This is a genomic window from Kribbella jiaozuonensis (assembly GCF_005233875.1).
Classification (GTDB): domain Bacteria; phylum Actinomycetota; class Actinomycetes; order Propionibacteriales; family Kribbellaceae; genus Kribbella; species Kribbella jiaozuonensis.
The window spans coordinates 429,133-448,749 of record NZ_SZPZ01000002.1; the positions used below are offsets into that span (position 1 = coordinate 429,133).

Sequence of the window (19,617 nt, forward strand, 5' to 3'; positions counted from 1 at the left end):
CCCACCAACCTTAGGCTCAGCTCCCGGCCAGGTACGCGCGCCAACCTCCGGCGGACGTGATGTCGCGCGCCGGGTCCGCGGCGTCCGCGGTGCAGAGGAAGCCGAGGACTTGTTGCCCGTCGGACAGCTCCAGCGGCCCGATCGCGAGCGGCGGATCGATGGTCCCGGCGAACCCGCCCAGCTCGTCTGCCGCCATCCTCCACACCTCGACTTCGATCCCCGGCCCGTCCGCACCCGTCAGCGTCCGGGTCAGGCCAGGTCGAGGCCCGTCGACCAGGAACATCCGGTACGACGAAGCAGTCCGGCCGGTGAACGCGAGCCGCGCACCACGCCGTACCAGCTGGTCGTTCAGCGGCTGGCCGGACAGGTGTGCGCCTGCGACCGCCAGCAGAACGTCGGTGTTGGAGGCAGGCACGGGCTCGCCGCACCAGACTGCGGCCAGATCGATGAGCGCGCGATCATGCCCGGCCGGGGCCAGCAGTTGGATGCCGAACGGCAGACCATCAGCACGATCCGGTCCCGGGAACGCGACCGCGCACAGATCCAGCAGGTTGACCATGTTCGTGAACCGCCCGAGTCGGCTGTTCACACCGATCGGATCCGCGGCGACCTCCGCCAGCGTGGGATGCCCCGGCGTCACAGGCAACAGCAGCGCATCGAGCTGCGTCCACAGGTGCTCACTCGCCCGTGCGAGCGTCGCGAGCCGATCGAATCCGGCGAACGCAGCGGATGCCGTCAACGCAGCGCCGCCCCGCACGATCGTCCGCACCGTGGGATCAACTGCCGGATCGTCGTCGAGTTTGTCCCCGAAGGCCAGCCAGCGTTCGGCCAGCCACGGCCCGGAGTACAGCAGCTCGGCCGCCTCGAGCAACGGCCGCACGTCCACCTTCACGACCTCACCCAGCCGATGGGCCTCGGCCAGCGTCTCCTGCCATGCCGCCTCGTGCAGCGGATCCAGGTCCAGCCCGACATCCGGTACGCCGATCACGCCGCCACCTCGCGGCCTCGGCAGGTCGGCCTCACGCCGCGACCAGGCATCATCGGGGTCATAGGCAACCATCACGTCGTACGCCGCCCGCGCCGTCGCCACCGTGCGGGCCATCACGGTCACGCAGTCGAGCGATCGACACGCCGGTACGACGCCGCGCGCGGACACGAGCCCGCGACTCGGCTTGATGCCGACGAGTCGGTTGAACGCGGCCGGCACACGTCCGCTGCCTGCCGTATCCGTACCGAGCGCGAAGTCGACCTGACCGCTCGCCACAGCGACCGCGCTGCCCGAGCTCGACCCGCCCGACACATGCTGCTCCGAGAAGACCGAATGGCAAGCACCGTACGGCGATCGCGTGCCGACCAACCCGGTCGCGTACTGATCGAGGTTCGTCTTCCCCAGCGGTACGGCGCCGGCCGCGATCAGCTGATCGACCACGAACGCATTGCGCTCCGCAGTGCGGCTGTTGCGCGGGTCTCCGGCCGTCGTCGGCACCCCAGCGAGGTCGATGTTGTCCTTGAGCGCCATCGTCAGCCCGCGCAACGGCCCGTCGGCCGGCTCGATCGGGTCGACCCGGGTGATCCACTCGTTGTTCATGCGCCCCACCGAGCCCGCTCGGCCTCGAACGCGGCGCGGCGTCTGGCCCGCACGGTCGCTATGTCCACAGGTGCCTCCTGCTCGATCCGGCGTACGTCGGAGATCGAGAACGTCGCCGGCGCGGTCTTCAGGTCTGCCCGCCCGGCGGCGATCTCGGCCCGCTCGTGGGCGAGTTGCTCCGCCGTCACCGGCGTGAATCTGATCAGGTCGAACTGCCTCAGCAACCAAGGCTGCTCGTCGGCGGGGGACAGCCGCCAGACCGGGACGGTGCGCCCGACCAACTGGTACCCACCAGGACCCTCCATCCCGTAGACACACAGGTAGATCCCACCGATCCCGACAGCGTTCTGCGGTGTCCAGGTCCGCGCCGGGTTGTACTTCGTGGTGACGAGCCGGTGCCGCGGGTCGATCGGCACCGCGACCGGCGCACCGAGATAGACGTCGCCGAGGCCGACCACCAGGTACGTCGCGGCCTGCACGATCTCGAACACTTCGTCGCGTGTGTCGAGATCGTTGACCCGCCGGATGAACTCGACGTTGTCCGGGCACCACGGCGCGTCCGGCCGCACCGAGGTCGCGTACCGGCGCATCGCCTCGTGCGCCTCCGGGTGGTCGAACGCGATCGGCAGCACGACCTCCCGGGCCGGCAGTACGACGGTCTGCGGATCGTCGAGACCGGTGGCCAGGAACGCGAGCCGCTCCGCGAGGTCGGTCAACGCGAGCCGGGACGAGTCGACCGCGACGAGCAGCGACCGCACACCTTCCACGATCTCGACGACGCCGGTCGGCCGGTTGTCCCGCAAGGCCTGGGCCAGCAGGTGGATCCACACGCGGACGGTGAGGTCGAGTTCGGTAGGTCCGGCCTCGACCAGCAGATGCCGCTCGCCGGCATATCTGATGGTGTACGACGGCGCCTGCCCTGCCTCCCGGGAGCCGGCCGGGCCGGCGTCTGCCGATGTCCGATGCAGAACCGTCGGGCGGTCGGGGGTTGCGGGTGACGAGGCAACGATCGCGGGCGGCTGTCGGAGATCGGTCAGCCATTGGCGCCGCACGCGGGCCGCCTCGGCCGCCACCTCCGGTGTCACCGGGATCAGCTGCACTGAATCGCCCGCACGCAGCTGGCCGAGCATCCAGCGGTCGGCCTCGATCACGACAGCGGGTACGACGAAGCCGCCGAGGGACGGCCCGTCCTTGCCGACGATGACCGGGGTGTCGCCGGACAGCATGATGCCGCCGACCGGGTACGCCGAGTCGTGCACGTTCGACGGATGCAGACCTGCCTCGCCGCCGTCGGTCCGGGCCCAGCCGGGAGTCGGACCGATCAGCCGGACGCCGGTCCGGTCCGAGCGATGGTCGACGATCCACTCGGTGGCGAAGAACGCGTCTACCCCTTCGGCGGTGAGATGTTCGGGCGCGCCATGCGGGCCGGGAATCACGCGTAGCTGCCATGAGTCCGACATCGACGGCAGCTCGACCGACAACGGCGACAGCAGATTCTCCTGCCGGCCCAGCGACAGCCGGTCGCCGGCCGCGAGCGGCTTGCCGTCGTGACCGCCGAACCCGCCGAGGATGAACGTCGATCGGCTGCCGAGCACCCGCGGTACGTCGAGCCCGCCCCGGATCGCGACGTACCCGCGCATCCCGGGACCGTCGAGCGGACCGACGTCCAGCACGGATCCAGCCGGCCACCGGATGACCATCCCGGGTTTGATCCGCAGATTGTCGACTGTGGCGTTGCGGACCGCGCCGCCGACGCAGACCAGCCGATCCTCGTTGCAGGTGAGAACCGGTCCAGTGAGCACGCACTCCAGCCCGGCCGCGGTGTCCGGGTTGCCGACCGCGGCGTTGAGCAGTGCGAACGTGAGTTCGTCGGCAGCCCCGGACGGCGGTACGCCGACATCCCACAGGCCCGGCCGGCCGGCGAGATCCTGCACCGTGGTTTGGGTGCCTGGGGCAACAACTGTGATGTGCGCCAACGTCACCACCGGCCCAGTAGCTGGATCGGCGTCGGATTCCAGCCGTTGCAGGGATTGTTGATCTGCGGGCAGTTGCTGATCAGCACGAGCAGGTCGCGGCTCGCGGTGATCTCGACGTACTTGCCCGGGGCTGACAGGCCGTCCTCGAACGTCAGGCCGCCGCTCGACGTCACCGGTACGTTCATGAAGAAGTTGATGTTGTGGGCGAGTTGACGCTGGCCGATACCGGCCTCCGCGCCGTACCGAAGGAAGGTTTGGCGGCAGGCGTGCTGGTGACGGGTGGACTCGCCGTACCGGATGACGTTGCTCTCCTGCGAGCACGCACCGCCGACGGTGTCGTGCCGGCCGCAGCTGTCGTCGGTGATCACGGCGAGCTCGTCGAGTCGGGTCGAGAGCAGGCGTGATCCGGTGGTCAGGAAGACGGCCCGCTGTTCGCGGATCGTGTCGAACGCGGAGTAGCGGTTGTCGATGTCTTGGGCGTCGTAGAACAGCGTGTCGACGGCTTGGTTGCCGTGCAGGTCGACGATCTGGAGTCGGCCACCGGCCGGTACGGTCACGAGTGCGCCGTCGCCGGCTTCGACCACGGTGTCGAGGGCGGTCGTCGTGTCGGTGATGGTCATGCGATCAGCTCCCGGGTCAGGCGCAGCGCGCGGACCGCTTCCTCGCGGAGGTCGGGATCCTCCACGTGGGCAGGCGTTTCGAGCTGTACGGAGATGCTGCCGGCTGGCCCGTCCGAGAGCGCGTGGGGTGCGGTCGAGATGAAGATCAGGAGGTCCTGGTCGGCTCGGAGCGTGACGGTGTCACCTGCGTGCGCGTGATCGGGGATGAAGGCGAGCGAGGCGCGTGGGTCGCTCGCGACGGCGACCTTGCTGAAGAAGTTGATGCAGCCGTGCAGATCCGCTTCGCCGAGACCGTGCTTGGTCAGCTCGAGCAGGAGGAGACGGTCGGGGAGGGCGCCGGTGAGACAGTCGTGCCAGTCGAGCGTCGAGGAGATGACGGTCGCCAACGCGAGACCCCGGTCGGACATCAGCACCATGCCGGGCTTGATACGCGCGGACATCTGCGACTTCAACGTGTCCGGGATGTTGAGGCGATCGAGGCGGTCGGAGCCGACGATCAGCACGGTCGCGTTCGCACCGTCGGCGAGCGCGGTCAGGGTGATGGTCCGTCCTGCCCGCACAGGTGCGGACCAAGCAGCACCACCGGGAATCTCGCGGTTCATGCGCTTGCCCCCTCCGCCTCGACGGCCGGTGCGGCGGCTGGCACCGGGACGCCGATGGACGCGTAGTACGCGGTGCGTTGGGCGCGATAGGCCAGGAGTCCGCCGCCGGCGACGATGGCGAGCGTGATCAGGGGCAGATAGTGGAGGTACCAACCTTCGCCGGCCGGGTCGTACACCTCCGCTCGAGGCCAGCCCAGGTTGATTGCCATCGCGAGGCCATAGGCGACCGCGACCACATTGACGACCACCCCGAAGCGCCCGAGCGAGAACAGCGGCCGCCCGTTCTCGTCCACCCCGGCCGGCAGCCCGCCACCGGTCAGGCGTCGCACCAGCAAAGGCGTCGTGACCATCAGATACGCGACGTACAGCAGCATGATGCAGACGCTCGCAAGGCCCAGGAACAGGCCTGCGTTCCCCACGTTCACGACCAGGCAGACGGCAGCCAGCACCCCAGGTACGACGGTCGCCGCCACCGGCGTGCCGGTCCGCTCGGACACCTTCCGCAGCTGCCGCGAACCCGGCAGCACGTTGTCCCGCGCCATCGAGAAGATCATCCGCGCCGCAGCCGTCTGGATCGCGAGCGTGCACACGCAGACCGCAAGCGCGACGTCGAGCAGCAGCAGCTTGCCCGGCGTCGTACCCAGCCGGCTCGTCAGCACATACGGCAACCCCTGCGTGGCCAGGTTCCCGTCCGTCAGCGACGGCGCCGCCATCAGCGCCGCGACGATCAGGAACGCACCACCGATGCCGGAGGCAACGACCGCGCGGATGATCGTCCGCGGTGTCGTCGCCCGCGGCTTGTGCGTCTCCTCCGACAGCTCGCCCGCGCTGTCGAACCCGACCAGCACGTACGCCGCCATCAGTGCCGAGATGAGCAGCGGTCCGACGTACCCGGTTGTGCTGTCCAGGTTCGTCGTGTGCAGCACGACCGACGGACCGCGCTCGGCGTGGCTGGTCAGCAGGACGACGATCAGAACCACACCGATCAGCTCACACGTCACGCCGACCGAGTTGACGACCGCGGTGATCCGCACACTGGTCGCGTTGAGCAGAGTGGTCGCGACCAGCAGGATGCAGCCGAGGAGTACGGCGTTCGCCGCGCCGTCCTTCGACGCCAGAGCAGGATCGCTGCCAACCAACTGGAATCCGGGCCACACCGCAGGCAGCACGACCTGCAACGCGATCGCCGCGGTCGCCAGAGTGATGATCTGCGCGATCACCATCGTCCACCCCGCGAACCAGCCGACCACAGCACCGCCGAGACGACGGGCCCACTGGTAGATCGCCCCGGACAACGGATACCGCGCGGCGAGCTCCGCGAAGCACAACGCGACCATCAGCTGGCCGGCCAGGACAGCGGGCCAGGTCCAGAAGAACGCCGTGCCGCCGAAGCCGAAGCCCAGCCCGAACAGCTGGAAGACGGTGGTGAGGATCGAGACGAACGAGAAGCCGGCCGCGAACGACGCGTAGCTGCCGACGCGGCGGGAGAGCTGCTGCGCGTAGCCGAAATGGCTGAGGTCTCGCGCGACTGATTGATCCGTGCTCAGTGTTTCTGAGGGTGCTGACATTCCGGCCTCCGCTGGGGATCAGGCCCGGAATGCACGCACAGCAGCCCGGGGCCTTTCAAGGCCTCCCGGGCTTTTGTCCCGCCGTGGAACGGCGCCCTGCTGCGAGCGCCGCCTCCCCTCTCGGACCAGTCCTGCTGTCAGCTCGACCAGCAGCGGAACCCTAGGGGCGCCCCGCCGTCCCGGCGGGTCCTTTCCAGTTCAGGGCCCGCCGGTTTCAGCAGTCGTCCTCACTTGTAACGCCGATGTAAAGAAAACCTCTCACCGTTTCTGGCTTACAGACCTGCGCGGAAACCTTCGCGCCAGGACGCGTACCCGGGCTGCCAACCGAAGGTCTGCTTCGCCAGCGTGTTGTCCGCCCCGCGGATCTCGGTGAACGCGGCGACCCCGACGTCCCCGACCGCGAGCCGACCCAGCCAGGCCGGGATGTGCCGCGGTGCCTTCGCCCCGAGAATGCGAGCGAACTCGGGCAGCCAGACCACCGCCTGCGCCGGGTCGTCGTCGGCGATGTGGAACACCCCGGTCACGTCGCTCTCGACCGCCTTCACCGTCGCCGAGGCCGCATCGTCGTAATGGACGAACGACCAGACGCCGGTACCGTCGCCGATCAGCGGCAGCCGGCGCTTCTGGATCATCTCCACCATCGAGCCGCCCTTGCCGATGTCCCCGGTCGGCCCGTAGAAGCTCGCGTACCGGAGCGCGACGCCTTCGATCCCGTCGGCGTTCAGGACCGCCGACTCGAGGTGCTTGATCCCGGCCATCGTCTGCTGCTGCGCGGGCACCGGGTTCGGGTCGAGCGGGTCCGCCTCGGTCTTGGCGGCGGATCCGCCGTGCTGCAAGTTCCAGCCGGCGTACGACTGGACGACGAACCGTCGTACGCCGGCAGCCTGGGATGCGGCGAGCAGGTTGTCGGTGCCTTCGGTCCGCAGCCGGTTCGTCATCGCGAAGCTGTCGTCGAAGTGCTTGAAGTCGATCCCGCCCTTGAGCGCGGTCATCTGGTGTACGACGACCTCCGGGCGGACCTTCTCCACCGCCGCACGGACGGCGTCGGCGTCGAGCCCGTCCGCGAGTACGGCGTCCGCCCCGAACGACCGCACGCTGCTCGCGCCGGACTCCGACCGGGTCATCCCGGTCACCTGGTGCCCGGCCGCGATCAGCTGCGGTACCAGCGACCGGCCCAATCCACCGGTCGCGCCTGCTACCAAGACCTTCATGTCATCCTCCGTCGTCTGCTGTCACGACCCGGAGGACACGCGGCGGCCTCAGCTTTGTGACATGACCCGGATCACACCTCGGACGTCAGCGTGAACTCGGTCGGCCCGAACGACACGTTCAGTTCGCCGTCGACGGTCATCGAGTCACCGGCGACCCGACAGGTGAACTTGGCAACGAACGGCGTCTCGACCCACCGCAGCGTGGCCACGAACGCGTCGCCGTCGCCGTACGCGCTGGTGAGGATCCGGCCAGCGCCCGGTGTGGTCTGCTCCTGCCAGTCGCCCGGCCCGCAGACGACCTCATGGGATCCACTCCCGTCGAACTCCTCGAAGCTGAACACCCCGGTCCCGTCCGCCTCGAGCCGTACGCCGGTCAGCCCGGCATCGTTCCGCTCGGTGAACCGATAGGTCCGCCCGTCTCCGCCGACCGGAGCCGAGCCAACCGGCGGCAGCAACTCCAACCGGGCCGGACGCGAGACCTCTGGGACCTCTTTGCCCTCCAGCGCCGGCAGCAGATACTCCCAGACGGTGTTCAGGATCGCCTGCATGTTCGTCGTCGCGCTGGTGATGATCAGCGCGGTGTCGTAGTCCGGGAACACCAGGCAGTACTGTCCGAAGGCGCCGTCGCCGCGGAAGGTGTTGTGCCGCCCGCGCCAGAACTGGAAGCCGTAGCCCTGCTTCCAGTCCGGATTCTCCTCGCTGTCGTTGGGGACCTGCTTCGACGTGGCCGCTTCGTACCACTCGGCGGGGACGAGTTGTTTGCCGTCCCACTCGCCGTGCTGCAGCAGGAGCTGCCCGAAGCTGGCCAGCGACTCGGTGTTGATGCTGAGTCCCCAGCCGCCGGTCGTGATGCCCTCCCTGGACACCTGCCAGGTCGCCTCGGTCGCACCGAGCGGCTCGAACAGCCGCGGCCGCAGGTAGTCGAGCAGTCGCTCGCCGGTCAGTCGCTGCACGATCGCGGACAGCATGTACGTCGCGCCGCTGTTGTAGACGAACACCGTGCCGGGCTCGTGCGCCACCTCGAGGCCGAGGAAGATCTTCACCATCCGGCGGTCGCGGCTGAGCGCCTCGACGGTGTCCTGCGAGTGTCCGGTCGTCATCGTCAGCAGATGCCGGATCTTCATCGCGGCCAGGTTGTCGCTGACCGTCTCCGGCAGCTCGTCCGCCTCGAAGAACGAGATCACCTGGTCGTCCAGCGACAGCAGGCCCGCGTCGATCGCCAGCCCGACACCTGTCGAGGTGAAGCTCTTCGACACCGAGAACAGCAGATGCGGATCCTCCAGCCGGTACGGCGCCCAGGCTTCCTCGAGCACGACCTGGCCGTGCCGCAGCAGCATGATGGTCTGGATCTCCGGCTCCCCGGCGTCGAGCGCTCCGACAAAACTGTCGAGCGCCGCGGCGGACAACCCCTGGGCTTCTGGCGTACTCCGTGGAAGTCTGCTCACGCCGAGCACGCTATCTCTACGAACGGACAAAAATAAGGTGAGTCCTGACAGGCGGGCAGCCGTCATCGTGAATCCCGTCAAGGTCGACGTCGACCCGTTCCGTCGTACCGTCGAGACCGCACTGACCGAACGGGGGTACGGCGCCCCGCTGTGGCTGGAGACTACCGAGGACGACGCCGGGGTCGGGATGGCCCGGCAGGCGATCGAGGAGAAGGTCGATCTGGTGCTGGTCGCGGGTGGCGACGGCACGGTCCGGGTGGTGTGCGCGGAGCTGGCCGGGACCACGATCCCGGCCGCTGTACTGCCGGGCGGGACCGGGAACCTGCTCGCCCGCAACCTCGGCATCTCGCTGGAGATGGACGACGCGCTGAACGAGCTCCTCGACGGTTCGGACCAGCGGATCGACAGCGTGCAGATCAAGGGTGACCAGCTGCCCGACGACCGGTTCGTCGTGATGGCCGGCCTCGGTCTCGATGCCGCGATCATCGAGGACGCGCCCGACGACCTCAAGAAGCGGGTCGGCTGGGCGGCGTACGTCGTCTCCACGGTGAAGAATCTGAACCACCCGTTCGTCCACGTCGAGATCACGATCGACGACCAGCCGCCGGTACGCCGTCGCGCGCGGACCGTCGTGATCGGCAACGTCGGCACGCTTCAGGCGAACATCCCGCTGTTCCCGGACGCAACACCCGACGACGGCCGGATCGACCTGGTCGTGCTCGCACCGCGCCGGATCAGCCACTGGCCCCGGCTGGCGCTCGGTCTGGTGATCAAGTCCTGGCGCGAACGCGGTGTCGAACGCTTCACCGGCAAACGGATCCAGGTCCGCGCCGACCGTGCCGCACGCCGCGAGCTCGACGGCGACACGATCTCCGAGGGTACGACGCTGGTCGCGGAGGTGGATGCGTCAGCGCTCGTCGTCCGCGTGCCCTGACGGCTGGACGTGCGTCAGCTTCTCGGGGTTGACGACGCCGTGGATCGCGCTGATCCGGCCCTCGACGACCACGAACGACCAGATCGCGACCGTCCGGTTCGACGGGTCGTGGATGCGGAGCGCGGGCTGATTGCCGACGTGCACCGGTTCCGCGCCGAGTTCGGGGAACTTGCCGAACGCGGTGGCCACCATCCGCCCGACCGGCAGGGCGCCGTGCAGCGGGTGGGGGAGTCCGATGGCCTTGCCGCCGCCGTCGCCGGTGAACGTGACGTCGGGGGCGAGCAGCTCGACGAGGGCATCGATCTCGCCCTCCTGGGCGGCCGCGGTGAAGCGGCGTACGAGCTCGTCCCGTTCGTGCGGTGAGGCGTCGAAGCGGGGGCGGTTGTCGGCGATCCGGCGACGGGCGCGGACGGCGAGCTGGCGGCAGTTGGCCGGGGTCTTGCCGAGGATGTCCGCGAGGTCGTCGTACGAGTAGCCGAAGACGTCGCCGAGCAGGAACACCGCTCGCTGGTCGGGGGAGAGTCGCTCGAGGACGACGAGGAAAGCGGTGGAGAGCGAGTCCGAGAGCGCGGCCCGGTCGGCCAGGTCGACGTACTCGTCGACGGCGGGTTCCGGCAGCCACGGGCCGAAGTACTGCTCTCGTTGCCGACGTGCCGAGCGCAGCTGGTCGATCGCGAGCCTGGTCGTCACGGTCGTGAGGAAGGCTTTGGGAGAGGCGACCTCGGGCTCGCGATGCAGGCGCAGGTACGCCTCCTGGACGACGTCCTCGGCGTCGCCGAAGGTACCCAGCATCCGGTAGGCGATCGACAGCAGCAGCGGTCTGAGTTCCTCCATCACACCTTCACAGACGATCGAGTGTGTCTCTGAGTGACAGTGTCACAGGAGTTGCTAGCCGATCGTCTGCAACCGACATGAACACGATCACCTGGATCTTCACCGGCGCACTCGGCGTCGTCTTCACGATCTCCGGCGTCCTGAAGTCCACGATGTCGCGCGCCCGCCTGATCGCCACCGGTCAGACCGGCGTCGCACCGTTCCCGATGCCGCTGGTCCGCTTCGTCGCCGTCTGCGAACTCCTGGCCGTAGCCGGCCTCTTCGCCCCGTGGCTCACCGACACCGCCCGCATCCTCACACCACTGGCCGCCGTCGGCCTGGTCTTCGTAATGATCGGCGCCGCAACCTCCCACTCGTCGCTCCGCGAACCCCGCTCGACGGCCGCCAACACCATCTTCCTGGCGCTGGCGGCCTTCGTAGCTGCTTCTCGCTTCGCGGGGCTCTAACGCTGAACCAGTACGGCGACGGTCCGCGGTGGGACTGTTGCCGTGCCGGTGGTCGCGTTCCAGGTGGTCTGCTTGACGACCGGGTCCGACCCGCCGGCCTGGACCGGCGAGAGCGACAGGTTGGCGCCGGTGAGGCCTGATACCTGTTGGGTGACGGTGTTGCCGGTGGAGTTGAAGACGACCACGACGCCCTTCAGCGCCGGGTCGACATTCGGTCCCACTGTGTCGTCGATTCGCATGGTGATGACACCGGGGGTGGCGCCGCTGACCGGGAAGCTGAGCTTCTGGTTGATGAGATCGGCGGTGCCGAGGCGGAACAGCGGCGTCGAGAACCGGAGCTTCAACAGATCCGCCGCGGCCGCCGAGGCGGTCGACACATCTGTGGACGACGGCTTCAGCGCTGGGTTGGCGAGGAGCGGCTTCATGTACGGCCACTTGGCCTCGTTGTCGGGCTTCGGGGGGAGGCCGTGGCCGAAGCCGTTGTCGGCGCCGGTCCAATCGAGGGTGTTGAACCAGTCGCCGGAGTCGTACGAGTTGCGGTCCAGCGACTTGCTGCGCAGCAGGTCCGCGCCGGCGTGCCAGAACGACGGGGTCTGCGCCAGCGCGGTCGTTGCCAGCGACAACGTGTTCATCCGGATCCGGGCCGGCATCGGCAGGTCCGTCGGCAGCTTGTACGTCAGCGTGTCCCACAACGTTTCGTTGTCATGGGCATCGACATAGCTGATCACCTCGTCCGGCTGATCGGCGTACCCGGCCGGTGAGCCGTTGTAGTCGACACCGTCGCCGCGCACCGTCGTACCCGACTCGACCGAGCGGAAGGTGAACGAACGTAGGTTGCCGGCCAGGCCGAGCTGGACCAGGTCGGTGTCGTGCGCCAGCCGCTTCGCCCGGTCGTCCGGTGTGCCGTTGATCGGGTCGCCGTTCGGGTCGCTCGCCTCGCCGGAGCCGAAGCCCTGGATCCGCGGGTTGTCGTCGAACGGGCCGCCGCCGCGGACCGCGTCGCGCATCCGGTCGGAGAACGTGCCGATCCCGGTGCCGCCGAGATTGCCCTGCCGGGCCTGGACGAACAGCGCGTCGTTCGCGACCTCGCCGAAGTTCCAGCCCTCGCCGTACAGATAGATCGACTTGCCGTCGACGCCGTCCTTGGCGAGCGTCAGCTTGTCGAGCGCGGCCCGGACCTTCAGCATGTTCGCCTTGCTGTGATGGCCCATCAGGTCGTAGCGGAAGCCGTCCACGTGATAGTTGCGAGCCCAGCTCACGGTGCCGTCGACCATGATCTTCTCGGCCATCGCGTGCTCGGTCGCGATGTTGCTGCAGCAGGTCGAGGTCTCGACCTTCCCGGTTGCGTTCAGCCGCTGGTAGTAGCCGGGCACGATCTGGTCGAGCACCGACGTCGGCGCCTCACCGGCCGCAGGCGTGTGGTTGTAGACTTGGTCGAGTACGACGCGCAGGCCGGACTTGTGCAGCCCGCCGACCATCGTGCGGAACTCCGAGACCCGTGCGAGCCCGTCCTTCTGAGTCGCGTACGAACCCTCCGGCGCGAGCCAGTGGTACGGGTCGTAACCCCAGTTGAACCCGTCCTTAGCGGCGACGGCCGTCACGCACGCCTGCTGCTGGTCGGAGTCCGGCGGCAACGCCTTCAGATCACACGCCGGCGTCTGCTGCCCGGTCTCGGGGATCGACGCGATGTCGAAGGTCGGCAGGAGGTGGACTGTGTTCAGGCCGGCCTTCGCCAACGCTTGCAGATGCTTCGTCCCGTCACCTTGGTCCGCGAACGCCAGATACGTACCGCGATGCCCGGCCGGCACCGTGCTGTCGTTGATGGAGAAGTCGCGGACATGCAGCTCGTAGATCGTCGAGTCGACGCCCCGCGCGAGCTTCGGCGACGGCGTCTTCGTCCACAACGCCGGCTGCCCGGCCGGGTCATTCAGATCGGCTGCAACGGAGTACGTCGAGTCTGTGGTCAACGCGACCGAATACGGATCGGTGACGACATTCGTCTCCACCTTGCCGGTGCTCGGCGCGTAGACCTTGACCTCGAAGCGGTACGACGCGTTCTTCCACGAGCGCGATCCGGTGACCGCCCAGGAACCGTCATCGTTGCGCTTCATCGGAACAGCCGCCGAGCCGACCACGAGCCGCACGCTCTGCGCAGTAGGCGCCCACAGCGTGAAGGTCGGCACCCCGGCCTTCCAGGTGACGCCGTACGAGCGGTTCGCCGCGCTCCCGTACACATCGTCGAGCACACCGGGTATCTGCACACCTGTTGCGTCCAGCAACCGGCCGGCGTCGTCGTACTGCGCCAGTCCGAGCTGCCCGGTGAGGATCTTGCGGGCGTCAGCGTTGTCCAGCCGGAGCGTCGTATAGCCCGGTTTCACGATCTTGGAGTCGTAGCGCAGGCCGGTCGACGATCCACCGATGTCGTCCGCGTCGATCTTCAACGAGGCCGTGTCGGACCAGTGCAGCCGCCAGCGGTATCGCTCAGGGTGGGCGACGGCCGGTACGGCGAGCGTGTTGCGGTCGAGCCAGTACGCCTTTGCCTGGCTCAGGTCCGGCGTCGCACCCGGCTTGGACGTCGTCACTGTGAACTGGTGCGTCGCGAGCACGTACGAGAACGTGACCACGAGCCCGTCACTCGGCACCGAGACCGGCACGTTGTTGGCCGGGTAACTCTCGTCCCAGGACAGGTTGTGCGCGACCTTCGCCTCATAGTTGCCCGCTCCCAACTCGCTGGTGGACCAGGTGTACGTCCCGTCCCCGTCCTCGTCGGTCAACCAGGGTCGCATGCAGGACGGGTCCCAGTCGGCCGGACAGCCCAGCTCGGACTGGAACGACCCGGGCACGGTGATGATCGGCCCCTGCGCGCTGGAGGTGACGTAGTGCCGCCCGTGCTCGTAGTAGAAGGTGACTGGCCCGCTGGGACCGGTGTAGGAGATGTTCGCGCCGTTCGCGACCCCGCCGGCGCCGTAGTTCTCGTCCCAGGTCTTGTTGATGGCCGCCTTGTAGGCGTGCTCACCGGCCAGGTTCGGGTACGTGCCCTTCCACACCTTGTCCTTCGGGTCGAGCGTCAGCTGGGCCTGGTCGCAGTCCGGCGCCCAGTCCGCAGTACAGCCCATCTCGCTGTTGTGGTCACCCGGCACGCTGACATTCGCCGGCTGTACGACGGGACCGGTGCCGCCACCGCCACCACCTGCTGCGGGTGCGTCGCCCACGACGCCGTACGAGCCGGACACCGAGTAGTTGCCGGCGGCATCCCGCAGTACGGCGCGGTACTCGAGCAGAGTGCCCTTCGCCAGCCCGGACACGTCCTGGTAGACCCGGTACGGCGCGTTGTCGTCCGCGCCGAGCCGCTTCCACGCCGCCGTACCCACCGGGCGGTAGCCGAAGGTCACGGTGACCGGAGTGTTCGCCGGCACCGCAGCGGCGATCTCAGCGCGCCCACCGACCGTCGCACCGAGCTCCGGCGAGCTCATGTAGACGGCAGGCGCCTTGGCGGGCTTCGGGACCTTCGTCTGCGCCTGGTAGACCGTGACGGACAGCGGAGCCTGACTGAGGACCACACGACCTTCGCGGTCGGTCTTCACCGACTTGGAGCCGCCGTAGACCGGCTTGAGCCAAGTGTTCGGCCCGTACGTCGGCACCGTCGCGGACGCCGCCGTCTTCGAGTTGTTCGAGACCACCAGGTACTCGACGTTGTCGCTGCCGAGCCGGCTGAACGCGTAGAGCCGGTTGGTGTTGGACGAGTACCGGTGCACCTGCCGACCGTCCGACAGCGCGGGGTACTTCGCCCGCAGCTTCGCCAGCGCCGCGATGTGCTTGTACATCGGCGAGTTGACGTCGTACCGGTCCTTGTTCCCGATCGTCGTCGTACCGCTGCCGTCGACGACCTCGTCGTCCGCGTAGTCTGCGGTCTTGGTCGCGAACATGTCCTGCCGCGCGTCCTTGTCGCCGCCCGGACCGGTGAAGCCCTGCTCGTCGCCGTAGTAGATGACCGGGTTGCCGCGCGTCAGGTACATCAGCGAGTGTGCGAGCTCGTCGCGCTGCAGGAGATCCTGGCCGTTCGCGCCGCCCTGCTTGAGGAACATGCCGACGCGGCCCATGTCGTGGTTGCCGAGGAACGTCGGCAGCTCGTACGCGTTCGAATCCGCGTCCGTGTAGTAGTCGTCGTCGGCGTAGAAGTCCCGCAGCTTGGTACTCGGATCACCCTTCGCGTAGGCGACCGCGTTCTGCTGGAACCCGAAGTCGAGCGTCGCCTGCAGATCGCCCTTGGTGGTGTACGTCGACATGAACTGCGGGTTCGCGTCGAAGACCTCGCCGAACATGAAGAAGTTCTTCGACCCGGCGCTCTTGGCCGCGGCCAGGATCTGCGGGGAGAACTTCTGCCAGAACTCGATGTTGACGTGCTTGACCGTGTCGATCCGGAACCCGTCGATCCCGAACTCGGCCCAGGTCTTGTAGACGTCGATCATCCCGTCGCGGACCTTCGGCTGCTCGGTGAACAGGTCGTCCAGCCCGACGAAGTCGCCGTACTCCGCGCTCTCACCGGCGAAGGTGGAATCGCCGCGGTTGTGGTACAGCGTCGGGTCGTTCAGCCAGGCCGGCACCTTGACGCTCGCGTCGGCCGGGGTCCGGAACACCGGCACGTTCGGGAAGCTCGTCTGCGCGTCCAGCGGCGGGAAGGTGTCGCCGCCGGCGTACTGCTTGTCGTCGAAAACGTTGCCCTGAGCATCCTTGTACGGCGACGTCGACTTCGGGATGTACCCGTAGTTGTGGGACTGGTAGTCGATCACGTCCGCGGTGTGGTTGGTGATGATGTCGAAGAAGACCTTCATCCCCTTCTTGTGCGCGAGCGTGATCAACTGCTTCATGTCTGCGTTGTTGCCGAGGTGCGGATCGATCTGGGTGAAGTCGGTGATCCAGTACCCGTGGTACCCGGCGCTCACGTTCGCGCCCTCGCCTTGCACCGGCCGGTTCTTGAACGACGGCGTCAGCCAGATCGACGTCGTACCCAGGGACTTGATGTAGTCGAGCTTCTGCATCACGCCGGCCAGATCGCCGCCGTGGTAGAAGCCCTTGTCGGTCGGGTCCAGCCCGGTCTGTAGACGATCGCCGGTCAGCCCACCCGCGTCGTTCGACTTGTCGCCGTTGGCGAAGCGGTCCGCCATCAGGAAGTAGAACCGCTCCTTGGTGAGGTCCGGTCGCAGGCTCGGCGAGGCCAGCGTCTTGTCCGCGGCGGTCACCGTCGATCCGGCCAGGTCGACCGGCTTCACCGTCACAATGTGACTGGTGTCGTCGTAACTGAACTGCAGCTTGGCCGGTCCCTGGATGCTCAATGGGATGTTCTGCCCGTTCAGCACACCGCCGGCGCCGTAGTTCTCGTCCCAGCCCTTGTTGATCGTGACCTTGTACTCGTACGTCCCCGCCGGCACGTCGAACACCTTCGTGTACGGCGCACCCGCCCCGAGGCTGGTCGCGTCACATCCCGGATCCCAGTCGGCCGGACATCCCAGCTCGCTCTGCAACGAGCCGGCGAGCGTCACCACGCGGTCCGCGGCGACCTGCGCCGGTGCCGGTGACGCCGTACCCAAACCCAGCACCACGACTGCGGCCGCGGTGACCCCTGCCGTCCAACGCCTGAACCCGCGCATCACGGTTCCCCTCCCGCCGACTCACCCTTGGGCCGGACGCTAACCCGCGGCTTTTACCGTGAGGAGGGCTCGAATGTCACGGTAAGGTCACGAGGTCCGGCAGGGTGGTCTCGATCGGGGTCCGGAGGACGGTCGTGGCCTGTTCGTCGTACGGCGTTGGCCGGGCGTTCACGATGATCAGCGGCTTCCCGGCGTTCAGAGCGAGGTCGCAGAGACCGGCGGCCGGATAGACCTGCAGCGACGTGCCGACGGCCAGGAGCAGGTCGGCGGCCTCGGTGGCGGCGACGGCCCGGTCCAGTACGTCGCGGTCGAGCGACTGGCCGAAGGAGACGGTCGCCGACTTGAGGATGCCGCCGCAGACCTCACAGGCCGGGTCCTCATCACCCGACTCGAGTCGGGGGAGTACGTCGGCCATCGGGATCCGCCGGCCGCACTGGAGGCAGTCGACGTACCAGACCGTCCCGTGCAGCTCGTGGACGAGTGACGGCGACGATCCGGCCTTCTGGTGCAGCCCGTCGACGTTCTGGGTGGCCAGCCCGGTCAGGCGGCCCTGCCGTTCCAGCTCGACCAGTGCGAGGTGGCCCGGGTTCGGCTCGGCGGTCCACGCCGGTACGGCGAGACGGTGCTTCCAGGTCGCCACGCGGACCTCGCGACTACCGACGTACTCGTCGATGTCGAACATCGCCTCCGCGGCGGGGTTCTTCGTCCACACACCCTGTGGCCCGCGGAAGTCGGGGATGCCGGAGGCGGTCGAGATCCCGGCTCCCGTCAGTACGGCGATGCGTTCGGCGTCGATCACACCTTTGACGGTATCCACTCCGACGCCAGTATCGACATCACGATCTCGTCAACCCACTTACCTTCCCAGAGCAGCGCGTCCCGCAGTACGCCCTCGACCTTGAAGCCTGCCTTCTCGTACGCGCGCTGGGCCCGCGGGTTGAACGCGTAGACCCCGAGGCTGATCCGGTGCAGCCCGATCTGACCGATTCCGTAGCCGATGATCAGCCGGGTCGCCTCGGTGCCGAGCCCGCGGCCCTGGCCGGCCGGGCCGATCAGGATCCGGAAGTTGCAGCACTTGTTGTCCCGGTCCCAGTCGTTCAGCACGGCCTCGCCCACGACCTGCCCGGAGGCCCGGTCGACGATGGCCAGGTCGAGCCGGTCGGTCTGGTCCTTCCGGGTGCGCATCCACTCCCGGGCTTGCTCCTCGCTGATCTCCTGATGGCTCCCGGTCAGCCGGGTCACGTCCGGGTCGGCCATCGCGGCAGCCAGCGCTTCGTAGTCACCCTCGTCCAGCGGTCTCAGTACGACGAGATCGCCGGTCAGCGTGGGTTTGTACGCGAAGTCGGTCACCCCACCGAGTCTGTCAGCTGACGCGCCGGACGACGTAACGTTTTTGGGCCGCTTCCACGAGGTCCTGCGAACGCATCCGGCACCAGGCCGGGATGTCGACTGCTGCGGCCGGGTCATCGGCCAGGAGGGTGACCGTTTCGCCGATGGCAACAGTCGGTAGCGCCTTGGCCAGTTTGATCACCGGGAGTGGACAGAGCAGGCCGCGACAGTCCAGCTCGACGTTCACATCCCCACCTCCGCCCGGATCCGCTGCACGATGCCGGGCAGGACCTGGCAGAACCGGTCGACATCGTCGTACCTGGTCTCACGGCTCAACGACACACGGACGTTGCCATGGGTCAGTACGCCCATCGCGGCCAGGACATGCGAGGGCTTGAGGGTGCTCGACGTACAGGCTGAGCCGCTGGAGACTGCGAAGCCTTCTGCGTCCAGGGCGGTGACAAGGGCCTCGCCGTCGACGTACAGACAGGAGAACGTGAGGATGTGGGGCAGCCGGTCGTCAGGATCGCCCACCACCTCCACATCTGGCACGTCGGCCGGCACGCGCCGCCGTACCTCGTCGATCCACGCCCTGTGCTGCTTGTTGAGCTCCTCGGCCTCACCGAGCCGGGCCTGCAGCGCGGCCGCCGCAGCCAGCGTGTTGGGTACGTCGGGGAAGCCGGGGGAGAGCCCGTCCTCGCGCTCGTCCATCGGCCACGCCGGCGCGATCCGCGTCCCCTTCCGCACCGCCAGCAGCCCGACACCAGCCGGTCCACCCCACTTGTGCGCACTGGCCGCCAGCACCGACCAGCCCTCGGGCACGGGGTCATGCCCGACTGACGCGGACGCATCAACAAACAGCGGCACGTCCTCGCAGTCCTCGGCGATCGCGGCGATTGGTTGCCTAGTACCTACTTCGTGGTTGGCCGACTGGACAGCAGCCACGGCGACACCAGGCCGCCGTACTGCGTCCGCGAACGCCTCTTGATCAACCCGGCCGCGGATGTCCACGCCGACTTCCACACCCTCGTCCCCAGCGCTGTGGAGAACGGCGGAGTGCTCGACGGTCGTGTGGACAACCTGTGTGCCGACCCGCCGGCGCGCGGCTCGTACGGCGGACAGCCCGGCCTGGATCGCCGTCGTACCGGAAGTCGTCAGGTAGAGCTCGTCCGGGCGTACGCCGATCGCGTCCGCGAGGACGGCACGGGCGTTGTCCAGCAGGAGCCTGGCGGTCCGTCCTTCGTGGTGCAGACGCACCGGATCGGCCCATCCGGAATCCACTGCCGACAGCAACATTTCCCGTGCTGCCGGGTGCATCGGCTCCGCCGACGCGGCATCCAGATACCCACGCTCGCTCACACGGGAAACGCTAAGCCCTACCTATGCGCAGGGACGCGAAAGGTGTCCAGTAGTGTT

The 19,617-nt window shown here is 68.1% G+C and carries 15 protein-coding genes and 1 riboswitch; of the genes, 2 read left to right on the plus strand and 13 right to left on the minus strand.

Going from position 1 to position 19,617, the window contains the following annotated elements; genetic code table 11:
- Positions 1-16 precede the first annotated feature (16 nt).
- From atzF to FDA38_RS13655, 7 genes are all read right to left on the minus strand, one after another.
- The gene (atzF, locus tag FDA38_RS13625) at positions 17-1,588 is read right to left on the minus strand and encodes an allophanate hydrolase (RefSeq protein ID WP_137254403.1); all 1,572 of its coding nucleotides are present in this window, start codon (positions 1,586-1,588) and stop codon (positions 17-19) included.
- Positions 1,585-3,570 carry a 5-oxoprolinase/urea amidolyase family protein gene (locus FDA38_RS13630; RefSeq protein WP_233714697.1) on the minus strand — a complete coding sequence of 662 codons (1,986 nt, stop codon included), beginning with the start codon at positions 3,568-3,570 and terminating at the stop codon, positions 1,585-1,587. Before FDA38_RS13630 ends, atzF begins: the two co-directional genes overlap by 4 nt.
- Entirely contained in the window at positions 3,567-4,184 is a 618-nt protein-coding gene (locus FDA38_RS13635; protein WP_137254404.1) for an urea amidolyase associated protein UAAP2, read from the minus strand. The genes FDA38_RS13630 and FDA38_RS13635 overlap by 4 nt, the downstream gene beginning before the upstream one ends.
- Complete coding sequence (locus FDA38_RS13640; protein ID WP_137254405.1) at positions 4,181-4,786, minus strand: DUF1989 domain-containing protein; 606 nt, start codon at positions 4,784-4,786, stop codon at positions 4,181-4,183. The genes FDA38_RS13635 and FDA38_RS13640 overlap by 4 nt, the downstream gene beginning before the upstream one ends.
- Positions 4,783-6,354 carry an amino acid permease gene (locus FDA38_RS13645; RefSeq protein WP_137254406.1) on the minus strand — a complete coding sequence of 524 codons (1,572 nt, stop codon included), beginning with the start codon at positions 6,352-6,354 and terminating at the stop codon, positions 4,783-4,785. The genes FDA38_RS13640 and FDA38_RS13645 overlap by 4 nt, the downstream gene beginning before the upstream one ends.
- Before the next feature lie 60 nt (positions 6,355-6,414).
- Positions 6,415-6,529: riboswitch (guanidine-I (ykkC/yxkD leader) on the minus strand.
- A 97-nt stretch (positions 6,530-6,626) separates the two neighbouring features.
- On the minus strand, positions 6,627-7,565 hold the full coding sequence (locus FDA38_RS13650; RefSeq protein ID WP_137254407.1) for an NAD-dependent epimerase/dehydratase family protein: 939 nt from the start codon (positions 7,563-7,565) through the stop codon (positions 6,627-6,629).
- Between the two features lie 71 nt (positions 7,566-7,636).
- A complete protein-coding gene (locus FDA38_RS13655) occupies positions 7,637-9,010 on the minus strand; it encodes a serine hydrolase domain-containing protein (RefSeq protein WP_233714698.1) in 1,374 nt (457 codons plus the stop codon).
- A 37-nt stretch (positions 9,011-9,047) separates the two neighbouring features.
- On the opposite strand from FDA38_RS13655, the gene FDA38_RS13660 reads away from it, so the two are divergent.
- On the plus strand, positions 9,048-9,944 hold the full coding sequence (locus tag FDA38_RS13660) for a diacylglycerol/lipid kinase family protein (RefSeq protein ID WP_233714699.1): 897 nt from the start codon (positions 9,048-9,050) through the stop codon (positions 9,942-9,944).
- Here the strand turns inward: FDA38_RS13660 and sigJ are convergent.
- Positions 9,918-10,778 carry an RNA polymerase sigma factor SigJ gene (gene sigJ, locus FDA38_RS13665; RefSeq protein ID WP_137254410.1) on the minus strand — a complete coding sequence of 287 codons (861 nt, stop codon included), beginning with the start codon at positions 10,776-10,778 and terminating at the stop codon, positions 9,918-9,920. The genes FDA38_RS13660 and sigJ overlap by 27 nt on opposite strands.
- A 77-nt stretch (positions 10,779-10,855) precedes the next feature.
- On the opposite strand from sigJ, the gene FDA38_RS13670 reads away from it, so the two are divergent.
- On the plus strand, positions 10,856-11,224 hold the full coding sequence (locus FDA38_RS13670) for a DoxX family protein (protein WP_137254411.1): 369 nt from the start codon (positions 10,856-10,858) through the stop codon (positions 11,222-11,224).
- Here FDA38_RS13670 and pulA read toward each other — a convergent pair.
- The 5 genes from pulA to FDA38_RS13695 form a co-directional block, all read right to left on the minus strand.
- The gene (gene pulA / locus FDA38_RS13675; RefSeq protein WP_137254412.1) at positions 11,221-16,872 is read right to left on the minus strand and encodes a pullulanase-type alpha-1,6-glucosidase; all 5,652 of its coding nucleotides are present in this window, start codon (positions 16,870-16,872) and stop codon (positions 11,221-11,223) included. The two genes, FDA38_RS13670 and pulA, sit on opposite strands and share 4 nt — an antisense overlap.
- Positions 16,873-16,948: 76 nt before the next feature.
- Positions 16,949-17,671 (minus strand): SIR2 family NAD-dependent protein deacylase, encoded by a 723-nt coding sequence (locus FDA38_RS13680; RefSeq protein WP_202877675.1) that lies wholly within the window; start codon positions 17,669-17,671, stop codon positions 16,949-16,951.
- Positions 17,668-18,222 carry a GNAT family N-acetyltransferase gene (locus FDA38_RS13685; RefSeq protein ID WP_137254414.1) on the minus strand — a complete coding sequence of 185 codons (555 nt, stop codon included), beginning with the start codon at positions 18,220-18,222 and terminating at the stop codon, positions 17,668-17,670. Before FDA38_RS13685 ends, FDA38_RS13680 begins: the two co-directional genes overlap by 4 nt.
- Before the next feature lie 13 nt (positions 18,223-18,235).
- A complete protein-coding gene (locus tag FDA38_RS13690; RefSeq protein WP_137254415.1) occupies positions 18,236-18,448 on the minus strand; it encodes a sulfurtransferase TusA family protein in 213 nt (70 codons plus the stop codon).
- Complete coding sequence (locus tag FDA38_RS13695) at positions 18,445-19,560, minus strand: cysteine desulfurase family protein (protein ID WP_202877676.1); 1,116 nt, start codon at positions 19,558-19,560, stop codon at positions 18,445-18,447. The genes FDA38_RS13690 and FDA38_RS13695 overlap by 4 nt, the downstream gene beginning before the upstream one ends.
- Positions 19,561-19,617: the final 57 nt, after the last annotated feature.